The sequence below is a fragment of the Arthrobacter sp. 05T45 genome (assembly GCF_056395875.1).
The window spans coordinates 81460-95282 of sequence record NZ_JBFTKI010000014.1; the positions used below are offsets into that span (position 1 = coordinate 81460).

The 13823-nt window shown below is 62.9% G+C and carries 12 protein-coding genes; 4 read left to right on the forward strand and 8 right to left on the reverse strand.

From position 1 onward, the window contains the following. Window positions 1-22 precede the first annotated feature (22 nt). The 4 genes from AC1DGD_RS14145 to AC1DGD_RS14160 all read right to left on the reverse strand — a co-directional run bounded on the left by AC1DGD_RS14145 (window position 23) and on the right by AC1DGD_RS14160 (window position 5285). Window positions 23-1261: an MFS transporter gene (locus AC1DGD_RS14145; protein WP_476857192.1), complete on the reverse strand. Its 1239-nt coding sequence runs from the start codon at window positions 1259-1261 to the stop codon at window positions 23-25. Between the two features lie 100 nt (window positions 1262-1361). Next, the gene (locus tag AC1DGD_RS14150) at window positions 1362-2543 is read right to left on the reverse strand and encodes an acyl-CoA dehydrogenase family protein (RefSeq protein WP_476857193.1); all 1182 of its coding nucleotides are present in this window, start codon (window positions 2541-2543) and stop codon (window positions 1362-1364) included. Between the two features lie 34 nt (window positions 2544-2577). Further along, window positions 2578-3066, reverse strand: coding sequence for a MaoC/PaaZ C-terminal domain-containing protein (locus tag AC1DGD_RS14155; protein WP_476857194.1), 489 nt, complete (start codon window positions 3064-3066; stop codon window positions 2578-2580). After that, window positions 3051-5285 carry an acetate--CoA ligase family protein gene (locus AC1DGD_RS14160; RefSeq protein ID WP_476857195.1) on the reverse strand — a complete coding sequence of 745 codons (2235 nt, stop codon included), beginning with the start codon at window positions 5283-5285 and terminating at the stop codon, window positions 3051-3053. The genes AC1DGD_RS14155 and AC1DGD_RS14160 overlap by 16 nt, the downstream gene beginning before the upstream one ends. 128 nt (window positions 5286-5413) lie before the next feature. Here AC1DGD_RS14160 and AC1DGD_RS14165 point away from each other — a divergent pair, with 128 nt between their 5' ends. From AC1DGD_RS14165 to AC1DGD_RS14180, 4 genes are all read left to right on the forward strand, one after another. After that, the gene (locus tag AC1DGD_RS14165; RefSeq protein WP_476857196.1) at window positions 5414-6592 is read left to right on the forward strand and encodes a thiolase family protein; all 1179 of its coding nucleotides are present in this window, start codon (window positions 5414-5416) and stop codon (window positions 6590-6592) included. Next, window positions 6592-7011 (forward strand): Zn-ribbon domain-containing OB-fold protein, encoded by a 420-nt coding sequence (locus AC1DGD_RS14170; protein WP_476857197.1) that lies wholly within the window; start codon window positions 6592-6594, stop codon window positions 7009-7011. Before AC1DGD_RS14165 ends, AC1DGD_RS14170 begins: the two co-directional genes overlap by 1 nt. Window positions 7012-7063: 52 nt before the next feature. After that, window positions 7064-7738, forward strand: a complete 675-nt coding sequence (locus tag AC1DGD_RS14175) for a FadR/GntR family transcriptional regulator (RefSeq protein ID WP_476857198.1) — start codon at window positions 7064-7066, stop codon at window positions 7736-7738. Between the two features lie 385 nt (window positions 7739-8123). Beyond that, window positions 8124-8849, forward strand: a complete 726-nt coding sequence (locus tag AC1DGD_RS14180; protein WP_476857199.1) for a FadR/GntR family transcriptional regulator — start codon at window positions 8124-8126, stop codon at window positions 8847-8849. Between the two features lie 55 nt (window positions 8850-8904). Here AC1DGD_RS14180 and chcC2 read toward each other — a convergent pair whose 3' ends face one another. The 4 genes from chcC2 to AC1DGD_RS14200 form a co-directional block, all read right to left on the reverse strand. Next, the gene (gene chcC2 / locus AC1DGD_RS14185; protein WP_476857200.1) at window positions 8905-10656 is read right to left on the reverse strand and encodes a 4-oxocyclohex-2-ene-1-carboxylate 5-dehydrogenase; all 1752 of its coding nucleotides are present in this window, start codon (window positions 10654-10656) and stop codon (window positions 8905-8907) included. 9 nt (window positions 10657-10665) lie between these two features. Then, window positions 10666-11013: a Dabb family protein gene (locus AC1DGD_RS14190; protein WP_476857201.1), complete on the reverse strand. Its 348-nt coding sequence runs from the start codon at window positions 11011-11013 to the stop codon at window positions 10666-10668. After that, a complete protein-coding gene (chcC1, locus tag AC1DGD_RS14195) occupies window positions 11010-12668 on the reverse strand; it encodes a 4-oxocyclohexanecarboxylate 2-dehydrogenase (protein ID WP_476857202.1) in 1659 nt (552 codons plus the stop codon). Before chcC1 ends, AC1DGD_RS14190 begins: the two co-directional genes overlap by 4 nt. 167 nt (window positions 12669-12835) lie before the next feature. After that, window positions 12836-13645 (reverse strand): IclR family transcriptional regulator, encoded by an 810-nt coding sequence (locus tag AC1DGD_RS14200; RefSeq protein WP_476857203.1) that lies wholly within the window; start codon window positions 13643-13645, stop codon window positions 12836-12838. Window positions 13646-13823: the final 178 nt, after the last annotated feature.

Below are 13823 nucleotides of genomic sequence, written 5' to 3' on the forward strand. Positions count from 1 at the left end.
AATTGACTACGTCCCGAGGCTGTCATTGCTGAGGGGACGGGGGGCTGAGTAATGGCTCAGGCGCTCTAGGACCAGTTGTCAGCCGCCACAGGAGGGCGCTGGCAGCTACGGTCAGTACGCCGAAACCGCAGGACATCAAGATGAACGGCGTCGTACCCAACGGGACAAGCCCCAATGCAAACGTGCCCAGCGCGGTCCCGGCATAGAGGGCGGAGTTGTTCCATGACAGCGCGTAGGCGCGGTTCTTGCCGGCCGAGTTGGTCAGCATCTCTTGGCTGTTACTGACGAAGGCCGATCCTGCCGCAAACGTAAACGCCCAGCCTGCCAGGGAGAACCAGAGGTGACCCGAGGCGGTGGCCAGGATGACGAAGCCGGTCATCACTGCGGCGAAGGAAAGGTTCAGCAGCTGTTGCGAGCCATGCCGGGCGCGAACCCAGTCCACGAGACGCCCTCCGACCGTGGCTCCCAGCAGGGAACCTGCTCCCACGGTCGCACCCACAAGACCGAGCTGGGCGGTATCCAGGCCGAACCGGGTGAAGAGCAATGCCCCCGCGAAGGTGTAGGTGGCATACCGGGTGGCCTGCGCAAAGAAATTAGCCGTCAATAGAAAGTTGAACTCCCTGCGACGCCACAAATTCAAGGAGTCCGCGGACGCCTCCCTGATACCGACCTTTTCCGGGACACGGACTTCTTTGCCCAAACGCAGCCCGATCAGCACAGCCAGCACTGCACCGAGCACGGAAATAGCCAGGAAGGTCCACCGCCACGATGCGAAGGAGGCAACGAAGCCTCCCAGCGGAACGCCTACAATTTGTCCGGCAGCAAAGGTCGAGGCCACGCCCGCTACGGCCTTGCCCACCTGGTGTGGCGCCGCCGTCTCCGTAGCGAAGGACCACACCGGCGGACCCATGATTGAGGCGCCAACGGCAGCCAGTACCCGCCCGGCAACCACCAGCCCAAGCGTTGGCATAAGTGCTGCCCCCAGCACACCGACACTGAATACTGCCGCTCCGACCCACATGGCCGATCGCCGTGTGAAGCGGTTGGTGATCAAGGCGACCGCCGGGCTGAGCAGTGCGTAAACGAGGGAGAAACTCCACGCAACCACGGAAGCTTCCCCGATGCTCACACCGAAACCCGCGCTGATCTGTGGCAGCAGCGGCGAGACCATGAACATGTCCATGCCCAGAACGAGGAACAGCGAGCTGGCGAGCCGTTGCTTGGACCACGGGGTGGCCGTGATCGTGGAGGTGGGTATCATCGCTCGGCTTCCCTGCTCCCGCTGTGGTACTGCTGCGCATGAAGTGTCATAGTGCTCACGCCTCCCGGACGAGGGCGGGGCTGCGGCCCGTCCCCGTGGGTTAGAGGCCCATCCTCTTGGCGAGGACGTTCCGCTGGATCTCGTTGGTACCGCCGCCGATCGGGCCGACACGTGAATCCCGGAAGTACATCTGCATGTCGTATTCCATCGCGTAGCCGGAGCCGCCGTAAACCTGCAGGCCAATGTCGGAGACCTTGAAGTTGTTCTCGGTGGCAATGATCTTGGCTATTGAGGTTTCCTCAATGGCAGACTCGCCAGCGTCCAACAGTTCCGCCACGCGGTACGTTGCCTGGCGTGCCTGCTCGGCCATGATCCACATGTCGACCAGTTTGTGCTGGATCACCTGGAACTTGGAGATTGGCTGGTTGAACTGGATGCGCTGCTGGGCGTAGTCGCCGGCATCCTCGGTGATCCGATAGCAGTTTCCTGCCGAGATCGCGGCCAGCCCCAGACGTTCCAGGCCGAGCGCCTTCATGAGGTTCTTCCAGGTCTTGCCTTCCTCACCGATGCGGTCCGCGTCCGGGACGAAGACGTTCTCCAGCACAACTTCGTTCGCGTGCGTGGTGCGCCGTCCCAGCATTTGCAACGGGTTGATCGTCACACCGGCACTCTTGGTGTCGACCAGGAAGGTCGTGAAGCCCTGGTGCCGTTCAGCGTTCGGGTCCGTCTTGGCAATCACAACAAGGTAGTCGGCCACGTGGGCGCCGGAGATCCAGACCTTGGTGCCGTTGAGTACCCAGCCGCCCTCCTGCCTGACTGCCTTGGTCCGGAGGCCGGCTACATCAGAACCGGTTCCGGGTTCGGACATGGCGATGGACATCTTGATGGAGCCGTTAATAATGCCCGGGATAATCCGGTGCTTAAGCTCCTCGGAGCCGAACTTCGCCACGTGGCCGCCTGCGTAGATCGACGTGATCATCACCGCTTGCCCGATGCCGGCGTAGTGGTATCCAAGGGTCTCCATAAAGTTGGTGATGTCCTTGTAGCTGGCGCTTGCGCCTCCGTACTCCTCGTCAAAGAACAGGCCCAGGAAGCCGCTTTCTGCCAGTGCGTTGTAGGCGGCATGGGGGAATTCTTTGACGTCGTCGATACGGCGGATTTCTTCCCTGGGCAGCGTTGCTTCCAGGATCTCCAGGACCGCCTCGCGGACCGCCTTCTGATCCTCGGTGAGTCCCGTGGTGTTGACCAGTAACTTCATTGTCTTGTCTCCAGTGGTAGTCATGTGTGCTGCGATGTTGTCGTGCCCTGTTGGGCGGTCAGTTGGCGGCGGGTTCCGGTTCTGATGCCGCTCGTTCTGCCATCCCTGCCCTGGTGTAGGCCATGGTCTTCATAAGGCCTCGCTGGACCACCGTGTCGTCCTGATTTACGAGTTCCATCAACCGGACAACCACACCCCGGTCGGGTTTCGAGGTGATCTTGGCGTCCTGCACGGTAGTGCGCAGCCGCACCGTGTCGCCAATAAAGATCGGTGCGAGGAACTGCCATTCGTCCACGCCCAGCGCGGCGATTGCTGTGCCGTCGAAGTCACCCATGCGGGCGCTCAGCCCGGTCACGATCGACATGCCCAGGGTGCCGTGGGCGATCCTCTGCCCAATGGGGGAGCGGCCCGCATATTCGGCATCGGTATGCATGGGGTTGGAATCGCCTGAAATCCACGAGTACATAACGATGTCCGTCTCAGTCACCGTTCTGGCCGGGCTCTCGTTGACGTCACCGATGGTGAAGTCCTCTACGCATTTGCCCATTCCACTGCCCCTTCTACCTGGTTGGCGACCGGCACGGCACTGCCCGTTTGCGGGGTGCTGCCGTGCTCCCGAGGTGCCAAAACGATGAGGGCGTCGACGGCCATGGGTCCGTGCTCCCGGGTGATGCGTACGGGGTTGAGCTCGAGTTCGGTCGCGAGGCCATCGAGGTCACGCACCAGCTGTGAGAAAGCGACGATGGTGTCGGCAAGGGCGTCGATGTCGTAGGGGGCCTGGCCCCGGGCGCCCTCAAGGACCTTGACCAGCGTCATCTCCCCAATGGCTGCCAGGGCGGTCGGACGATCGAGCGGCGTGAGGTAGACCTTGACGTCCTTGAGGATCTCGACCCAGGTGCCCCCGCTGCCGAGCAGGACCAGGGGACCGAATACGGCGTCGAAGCGGGCGCCCAGCAGGATTTCGGGCCCTTCCCCGGCCAACTGCTGCACGCTGTAGCCGACGATTTGGGCGTGTGCGGCCTCCGAGAGCATGCGGGAAGACATGGTAGTCAACGCCTCGCGGACCTCGTCGGCGCTGGTGAGGCCGACGCGTACGCCCCCTACCTCGGATTTGTGCAAAATGTCCGGGGACACGACCTTGAGCACCACCGGGTATCCCATGGCGTCCGCAGCGGCCACTGCCTCGTCCGGCGTCTGGATTACCTGTTCTGCCGGGACCTTGATGCCGTAACGGGCCACGATCTCCTTTGCGGCAGTCTCCGTCAACGCTGTCGCGCCGGAGGTTGCGGCGCCCAGCAATCTGGAGGCGGGATTTCCGACTGCGGCATCGGCGGTGGAGTCCGACAACGGAGACCAATCGGTGCGGGCGTGCCAGTCCATCCATCGTCGGATCGTCCACATGCACCGGGCGGGGGACCGGAACACGGTGACGGAGGCATCGCTGTCGAGATCGCGGCTGCCCGGTCCTTCCAGCCATTCGTTCATCCAAACGGCGGCCAGTGCGGTGTTGGTTTCGCTTGCAACCTCCGCGAGGTAAGGGGCTCGCACGCCAGTGGTTGTCTCGTGGACAAACGTCAGCGGCACCACTACGGCCCCGTAGCCTGGATCGTCACAGAAGGACATCACTGCTGTCTTGAACGTGGAGATGTCCTTGAGTACTTCGGCAGTAAGGTCCGCCGGATTGGCCATGGAACCGAAGCCTGGAACAATGTCTCGGAGGACGGCGGCCGTGGCGTCATCCAGTGCCGGCAGCGGCAAACCGTTTTCTTCAGCCTTATCGGCGCAGATCACGCCTGCCCCGCCCGACGTTGCCATGATCCCCACGCCTGCCCCGTTGGGGCCCTGGGGATTGCGGGAGAAGAACGTCGCGACTTCCAGAAGAGCTTCGAAGTCCTCCACCAGGACCGCGCCGGCCCGGCGGAAGGCTGAGCGGTAGGCCTCGGCGGAACCGGCGAGCGTCCCGGTGTGGGACAGTGCGGCCTTGCTGCTGGCCTCACCGTTGGCGGCCTTGTAGACGATGACAGGTTTTCCGGCCCGACCGGCCTTCAGGATGGCCTCTATGAACCGCCGGCCGTCGGAGATACCCTCCAACAGGCACACGATGACTGAGGTGTCCGGGTCTTCCGCAAGGTAGGACACGTAGTCGGCAACGTCTACATCCACTGAGTTGCCGCAGGCGAGGAACTTGCTGAAGCCCATGCCACGATGCACGCCCTGAAGAAGTGAGTACCCGAGAGCGCCGCTTTGTGAGACGAGGGAGATGCTGCCCGCGTCACCGGAGATCATCTGCCCGCAGTCGGTCATGAAGTTCATGGCGGCCTTGCTCTGGGCATTCACGAGGCCGATGCAGTTAGGGCCGGCGAGCCGCAGGCCGCCTTGCCGGGCAGTAACCAGCAGGCGAAGCTGCGCTGCTTCGCCGTCCAGATCCCCGGTTTCACGGTAACCGGAGGCATAAACCACGGCCCCGCCGATGCCCAGGCGGGCTGCTTCCTGGATGACCGGTTCGGCCAGGTGCTGTCCCACGCAAACGATGACACAGTCGGGGACCTCGGGGAGATCGGCCAGGTTGGCAAAGGTGGGCCGGCCAAGGATCTCGTCATGCTTCGGGTGGATGCCGTAAACGGTCCCCGTGAAGTTGGCGAGGTTCTCGAGCGTCCGGCGCCCGAAGCTGCCCTCGGTGGGCGAAGCGCCCACCACGGCAATGCTTCTCGGCTCGATAAGCCGGCGCAGATCGTCGCGCCCATACAGGGGCCGCTGCTGAATCATGTTCTCTCCTAAATATCAACGGTTGAACCATTGCAATTGTGGCGCTAGTCTCAAGATACGTCAAGAGAGCTTTCCGCAAGGCCGCGGAACCAGCGGCCAGGAATCATCAGGAGCACAGAATGGGCAGAGTGGCAGTCATTGGATATGCAGCAACACCGGTAGGCCGGTTGCAGCCACGGACCGGGGACGCGGGCTCACTTGAGCACGAAGTCCTCGCGGACGTTGTGCTCCGGGCCGTCGAGATGGCCCAGGTGGACAAGTCGGATATTGGGGGCCTGAGCTTCGCGCAGCCTCGTCCGTATACCCAGCAAAAGTACTTCGGGACGTTTATGGCCAGCTATTTGCAGTTGCCCTGTGACGGATTCGTGGCTGAGGTTCTCGGCAACGGAATGACCGGGGGCCTCGCCTTTGAGCATGCTGCCGACAACATCCGCTCGGGACGGGCCAAGGTGGCCCTTGCCCTGGGCGTAAACTACGAGACCGCAATCTCTTCGGGTGAGCACATGATGAGCTCCATGCGCGCCGTCGGGGATGTTGATTTCCAGGCACCCTTCGGTATCACGCCCATCGCGTGGTACGCCATGGACATGATGCGCTACATGCATGAGTTTGGGGCCACCCGCGAGGATGTGGCCACCGTGGCCGTGAAGAACCGCCACCACGCCAGCCTGAATCCGTTGGCCCAGTACCGCAAGCCCATTACCTTGGATGAGGTCATGGCCCAGCCGACTATCGTCTACCCCCTGGGGCTCTATGAAGTGCCCCCGCGAAGCGACGGCGCGGTGTGCCTGGTGTTGGCTGACGAAGATGTGGCCCGCGCCAGCGGCCGGCCCTACGTCCTGGTCCGCGGCACAGGCTTCCACCATGAGGGTGCCCACCAGATCACAGCAACACCCAACGACATGATCGCCCTGAACGCTGCCCAGAAGGCGGGCGGCCAGGCCTTCGCTGAGGCCGGGCTGAAGCCCTCCGATCTTGACTTCGCGGAGCCGTACGCCCCCTGCACTATCGTCGAGGTTCTGGTCAGCGAGGCGCTGGGAATCGTTCCGCGCGGGGCCGGCGCCAAATTTGCGGCCGAGGGCAGGACCTCCTTGGGCGGTGACATTCCCATCTCCACCTCGGGCGGACTGACTTCCCGGGGCCACCCGGCGTACGTCACCCCGCTGTATAACCTCCTGGAAGCCGTGGAGCAGTTGATGCACCAGGCGGGCGACCGTCAGGTCCAGGACGCCTCGGTCGGCCTGGCCACCGCTGAACTTGGCAACTACAACGCAGCTCTTGTGCACATCCTTGAAAGGGTTTCCTGATGATCAACACCGTCCAGCTGAACCACCCCCACCCCTACCCACCGCGGAAGACCCCTTTCACCACCCCGTTCTGGGAGGCGCTGGCAGAAGGGCGTTTCATCAGCACGCGGTTGGGGGCGGACGGGGCCATCACTTTTCCGCCGAGGGACTTCGATCCGGCAACGTGGAGCAGGGACATCGAGTGGGTGGAACTATCCGGGCGCGGCACACTCTACTCAGTGACGTCCGTCCATGCAGCTCCGGAGGCGTTCCGTGAGTTCACTCCGTACCAGGTTGCGATCGTCGACCTGGACGACGGGCCCCGTCTGGCCACTGCGTTCCTTGGGCCGGTGGACACGCCGCTGGATTCACCGATAGAAATCGTGGCAATGAGATACACCGACGAAGTTGCTTTCGCCGCCAGGCCTCTGGTCGACTGAAGCCGTGACGGGGGCATTCCAGCCATTCGCCAGCGTCAGGCCAAGGCGTGCGGTGGATGAGATCATCGAACAGATTCGAAGCCGTATCCAGTCCAATGAGCTCAATCCGGGTGAAAGACTACCCAGCGAACGGGATCTGGCGGAGCAGCTCGGCGTGAGCCGGAACACCCTTCGTGAGGCTCTTCGGATGCTGGAATCCTCCGGGCTCGTCACACTGAAGAAAGGATCCACCGGCGGCGCGTTCCTCAACGACTCGAATTCGGCAGCCCTGGCCCAGGGCCTGCTCGATGGGATGGGGCTGCGGCAGTACGACGCCAAGGAACTCATCGATGTCCGTCTCATCCTAGTGAACTACGTCGCTGAAAAGGCGTGTCTTCACTCCACAGACGCTGAGATTGAGGAACTGGCCGACGTCGTGAGTTCCTCGGAGGAAGCCGAAGCCAACAACCTCGACTTCGAGGATCGTCTGGAACGCCACATCCTGTTTCACCGGAAGCTCGCTCAGATCGCCCACAATGGGATTTCTGAGGCGCTGACGGGACCGCTCCTGGAAATTACGCGGCACTTTCATCAGAATGCTGGCCCCACCGGTGGTTTGGAGACCCACGGAACCCGCCGTCAACTCGTGCAGGCGCTAAGGGACCGGGACCCGCACGCCGCAAAGCGGGCATTGACGAAACACTTTGATCTGCTCCACCGCCGCATCCAAGCCGGGGATCTAGCGTAGCCGGCCACCAAAAAGGAAGCCAGTCCCGGGTCAGGCCCGGGACTGGCTTTTCCATGCTTCTGAGCTGCACGTGCAGTCCTTCTGCAGTTCCGTCCCGAATTTGCTGACACTGGCTATTTCGCCGTCACGCCCGGACCTGGAGATCCCCCTCGAAGGCTCAGCAGACCGGCCGCGACTACCGTAGCCACGATGCCCTCGGTATGTGTATGGTTGATCCATTACGTGGGTGACTGAAGTCTCACACGTGATAACGCCGTAGAGAATTTTGTTTCATGAGCCGGATGCCAAATCAACGTAGGCGGGCACCCGAGCCAGACAAGGGTCGCTGCGGCTACGATACTCGAACGTATGGATATCACCCACGCCGGTGAAACGAAGGTAGACAGTGGATTACTCAGCTCAGCCGTTCGCGCAGGTACAGCCGCGCCGCGCCGTGGATGCAATCATGAAGCAGATCCGCGACCGCATCCAATCCAACGAACTCAGGCCAGGTCAGAAGCTGCCCGCCGAGCGGTTGTTGGCGGAGCAAATGGGCGTGAGTCGGAACACCGTGCGTGAAGCTATTCGCATGTTGGAGGTCTCCGGCCTGGTCACCTTGAAGAAGGGGGCAACAGGCGGTGCGTTCCTCAATGATTCGAACACGGCTGCCTTATCGCAGAATATTCGCGATGGCATCAACCTTAACCAGTACGACGCTACCGATCTCATCGACGTGCGTTTGGTGTTGGAGACTTACGCTGTCGAGCGGGCCTGCCTCCACGCGACGGACGAAGAGATCGATGAATTGGCTGCAATTGCCCGGCAGTCAAAACTTGCGGAGAGTTCCGAACCGAGTTATGAACGCCGGCTGGTTCTGCACATGGATTTTCACCGGAAGCTCGCCACTTTCGCCCATAACCGCGTGCTCGAGGTATTGACCGAGCCGTTGCTGGAAATGACCCGGCAGTTCCACCTGAAGTCCGGACCGGCCGCGGGAATGGAAACTCACGAACTCCGTGCCCGCTTGGTCCAGGCAATCCGGGACCGCGATTCTGAAGCTGCCACAAAGGTCTTGGCTGAACACTTCAAGGCACTGCAAGAGCGCATCTTTGCCGTTACCCTCCACAGCTGAAAATGACTGATGCTCCGGAGCCTCTGCATGGGCTCCGGAGCATCTGTTTTCAGAACTACTTGCCGATAGCTGCGGCACGCTCCGTTGCTCCGGCGTGGCCGGACTCCGCTGCCAGCGCAGCGATGTCCCGTCCCATGCGGTAGCCAAACACCAGGGCCGGGCCGATATGGGAGCCGTATCCTGGGTAGCCGCCGCCGAACACGGAGACTGCAGCGGCGCCCACCGAGAACAGCCCGGGGATGCGGGATCCGTCGGGCCGGATCACCGCGTGGCGTGAGTCAACGTCGATTCCGGCGAAGGTCCCCAGATCGCCCATGCGCACTTTTGCGGCGAAGTACGGACCTTTGTCCAAGGGTGCCAGGTTCGGATTAGGCTTATGATCCATGTCGCCGCGGAAGTGGTTGTAGGCAGTAGAGCCACGGCCGAACTCGCTATCCTCGCCGGCGGCGGCGTCCCGGTTGAAGCGCTCAATGGTGGCCGTCAGCCCGGCCGCGTCAACGCCGATTTTCCGGGCCAGCTTTTCCAGTGTGTTGCCCTTAACCAGGTAACCCATCTTGTAGAACAAGGCCCGGGGGATTGGCCAAGGCTTGGCATAGCCAATGCCGTACTTGTCCATGAGCTTCCTGTCGCCCACAATCCACGCGTAGACAGAGTCCTCGTCCTTCATGTGCGCCAGCATCTGTCCACCAAAGTCGTGGTAGCTGAGAGCTTCGTTCCCGAATCGCTTGCCGTTGCGGTCCACCGTGATCATGCCCGGCAGCCCGATCTGGCGCAGGTGCGGGAAGAGGCGCTCTGCACCGGTGCGCAGGTACTTGAAGACCGTGACGGGCGCCCATGAGCCTACCGAGGAGACCTCGGCGTTGATCCTGCCGCCGACCTTCATGGCCATCCGTGCCGAGGAGCCGTCATGGCCCTGGGTCGGGGTGAAGTGCTCCCCGCCGTTGCGGTCATGCGGAAAGTACTGCCTGCGCAGGGCATCGTCTCCGGAGAAGCCGCCGCCGGCCAACACCACGCCCAGCCTTGCCTCCACCCGGCCTGCGTGTTCGCCGGAAAGGACCGCACCGGTGACCACGCCGCCGTCGTCAATTACCAACTCCTCCGCGGGAGTGGAGGTCCACACGCGCACGCCCGCGTCCAGTGCGGAAGCGACCATGCGGGTCATCAGGGCCGAGCCGTTAGTGCGCCTGAGGGGCTGCTGGAACAGCGCAGTGTCCGCCCAGGTCCTCAGCAGTTTGCCGGCCGTGTAGGTAAAGGCCTTTACGGACTGATTGGCCTTCAGGATCGTGCTCAGGTCCGGGCCCACCTGCGGCATGTAGCCGAAAACGGTGTAAGAGCTAAGGTACGGCTGCAGCTCCTTGCGGCGGTTGCCCAGCATGCGGATGTCGGCATCGGTGGGCAGGATGGCGCGGCCGCCGAGTTTGGCGCCCGGCAGGTCCATCTGATAGTCCGGCGCCTTCTCGGGATAGCTGAAGGTCACTTTGGTGTGGTTCTCGAAGAAATCAATGGCTTCCGGAACGGTGTCCAGGAACCCGTCGATGCCGTCCTTGTTGTAAGTCTCCGGCGCCAGGGCCCTCAAGTACTTTTCGGCTTCGGCCCGGGTGTCGCCCGTGGCCGCAGCGCCCTTGCGGTTGCCCGGGACCCAGGCCCATCCGGCGGATAGCGCGGTGGTGCCGCCGAAATGCGGAGACTTTTCCGCAACGATGACATTCAGGCCGTCATGCGCAGCCCGCAGTGCTGTAGCCATGCCGGCCGCGCCGGAACCGACGATAAGTATGTCGCAGCGGTGGGTAGTGGGGGTGTCAGTCATGACTGTTTCCTAGCGTTTGGAGGACAAGGCAGCGCTGCCTGAAGGGGTGAGGGGCGTTGCTGAAGCGTCGAGTTCGAGATCCACATAGGCGAGGTCCTGCACGTTCGGCAGTGAGTAGGGCTTGATGGCCTCGTGAAGGGGGTGGGTGTTGTAGACGGCGAGTGCATTGCGGTCCTGGAAGTCCGCAACGATGACGTGGTCCCATGATCTGTCCGTCTTCAAAACGTCAGGTCCGTGGACGAGTGAAAGCAGACCGGGGATATTGCCTTCCAGCAACTCCAGGCCGGTGATCCAGCCGGCGCGGATTTCATCGGTGAAGCTGTCCTTCCAGCGGAACATGACGATGTGCCGGATCATGCGGGCACCGACTCGGACTCGGCAGTGTAATGGGCCGGCTGATTGGCCAATCGTCGGCCGGCCAGGTAGGCCATGGTCATCAGCGGGCCCAGGGTAGCCCCGGCGCCGGGGTATCCGGCGGCGTAGGGGCTCTCGGTGGTGTTGCCGGCGGCGAAGAGGCCAGGGATGGTGTTTCCGTCGACGTCGAGGACCTGGCCGTTGCCGTCAGTAGCCACACCTCCGCAGGTCCCGAAGGCTCCGTTGACCACCTCGAGGGCGTAGTAAGGCCCGTACTGCAGCGGCCCCAGCGAAGGGTTGGGCCACTGGTTATCCGCGTCCCCCCAATACCGGTCGTACTCTGAAGACCCGCGGCCGAAGTCCGGGTCCTCGCCCTGAAGGGCGTTGGCGTTGAACCGCTCCACAGTGGCTTCGAGGTTCTCTGTGGGGACGCCGATCCGGGAAGCGAGGTCGGCAAGCGTCGGTGCTTCGATGAGCCAGGCCGGGGTTGGGTCGCCGGCGCGGTGGTCCATGATGCCATAGCGCTCCAGGTAGGACTGGTCGAAGACCACGTGGGCCGGGGTGTTCAGTGTCTGGTTGTTCGCCGAATCCCAGGAGTGCAGCACACGGGCCAGGTCGTTGTAGTTCTGTGCCTCATTCGCGAAGCGCTGGCCGTGGCGGTTGATCATGATGGAGCCGGGCCCCTGGCGCTCGAACCGCAGCAGCGAACCGACAGGTTCCCCGTCCCGCATTGTCCCGGTCAGGGACATAGGCGCCCACCAGGCTTCGCGAGTACCGCGGGTCATGGCGCCGATGCGCTGGGCCATCTTCAGGGCGTCACCCGTATTTGAGGGCGGTGAGCACATGGTGTAGACGCGGGTGGCGAGCATCGAGTCTGCCAGCTGCCGGTCCCACTCAAAACCGCCCGCGGCCAGCACCACGCCTGCGCTCGCTTCGAACTCGGTACCGTCACTGAGTACGACGCCGGTCACACCACTCTCGCGGGTCAGGAGCCTTTTAGCGCGGGCCCCGACAGCGAAATGAACACCATTTTTGAGGCATGCGCTGATGAGCATGGCTACAAGGGAGTGGCCCTTGGCTGCAAACCCGTTGGCCTGACGCTCATTCAGTTCGTCCCACGGGAAAGCGGTGAAGGCGCCCCAGTCCTCGTATTCCTGCATGGTGTAGGGAAGCCGGCCGTCCGTGCGGACGTGCTCGGCCATCGGGCCGAGGGCCTCGTTGCAGTTGAACAGCTCGGGCTCCACCGTTCTGCCGCCCTTAATGGCACCGGGCAGATCCTGTCGGTAGTCTGGAAAGTTGTCGAGGAAGATGAATCGCACTCCGAGTTCGTCCGCCGCGAAGCGGAGCATTGTGTCGCCGTGGTCCAGGGCCGCGTCGAGCAGTTCGGACCGGCCGCGGCCGCGGGCCACGGCCTCCACGTACTCACGGCCGGCGGACTTTGAATCGTTGATGCCGGCTTCGCGTGCGTAGTGGTTGTCCACCACCCAGAGCATGCCTCCGGACACTGCGGAAGTGCCTCCCAGCAGCTCGGATTTCTCCAAAACGATTACGGACTGGCCTGCATGGGCTGCGGTGGCAGCGGCCGTGAGTGCGCCCGCACCGGAGCCCACCACGACGACGTCATAGCGGCCGGCGTTCTCAGCATTGAGGATGCGCATTTGGTTATTTCACTCTCCGTGGGTCTGACGTCCAGCGGGATGGCTGGAGCAATTCCCTGATCGTGGCACGGTGGCAGGCGCTTACCGAGGTGGTGTTCCATTGATTCGAACGGTTGAGTCGTTGAACGGAAGAGGCTGCTGTGCAGCGACTGACGTTCGCTGGCGGCCTACGCTGGCGTTGAGTTCGGTGCGGGGAGGCTCCGGCGAAGTGTGCCCACGGGTGCAGGGTTATAGCCAAGGCGACGGGAAATGGCTCGGGCGGCCATCTGCATCTGGGGTACCAGTGCCGGAACGTTTTCCTGGCCCCTGGTGACGATAGCGGTGAGGCAGGCCAAGGGTTGATCCCCATCCGCGAAGATGGGCACGGAGATCCCGCTGGACTCATCCACAATGATTCCGGCCATGGAGCAATATCCGGTCTGGCGGATGATGGCCAAGACTTTCCGCAGCTCGTGCGGATCTGTGACCGTGGCATCTGTCAGTTTCTCCAGGCGCCGGCTCAGGAACCGTTCCTGGTCTTCTTCGGGGGCGAAAGCCATGAAGACCAAGCCGCCCGAACAGCCATGGACCGGGAGGCGGCCGGCGATCCTGGTGATGTTGACGACGGACTCGTTGAGGGCGAGACGCTCGATGTAAAGCACATCCGTGCCCTCAAGTACGCCCAGCGAAATGTTGTGGCCCGTGTGGGCGGCTAGATCCTCCATGACCGGCAGGGCGGACTCGCGAAGGCTCGCGGCCCGGGAGCCGCGCGAGGCCAGCTCCCAGAGCCGGTGGCCGTGCCGCAGCCGTCCGGAAGGGTCGCGGACCAGCAGGCCCTCAATCTCCAGTTCGCCTACGAGGCGATGCACTGTGGATAGGGGCAGGTCGACCTTACGGCTTAGCTCCCGCAATTGAAGAGCAGGGGCCTCATCCGCAAATGCAGCAAGAATCCGCACAACGCGGTGGATGACGGACTCCCCGGAAGTGGAATTGGCCACGGACGCCTCTCAATAGGGAAGTACTTCATTATACCGATGAACGGAACACCCTGAGCAGTCCGCTCGGCCGGTGGGCGAGCCTTCATGCCAGCGACCTGGGCCGAGCCGGGGCGGGAACTGCACCAACTGGTTGCCGATTGCACCGTTGACTACACGTCCTCGCCAGGGGGAGCGCCTG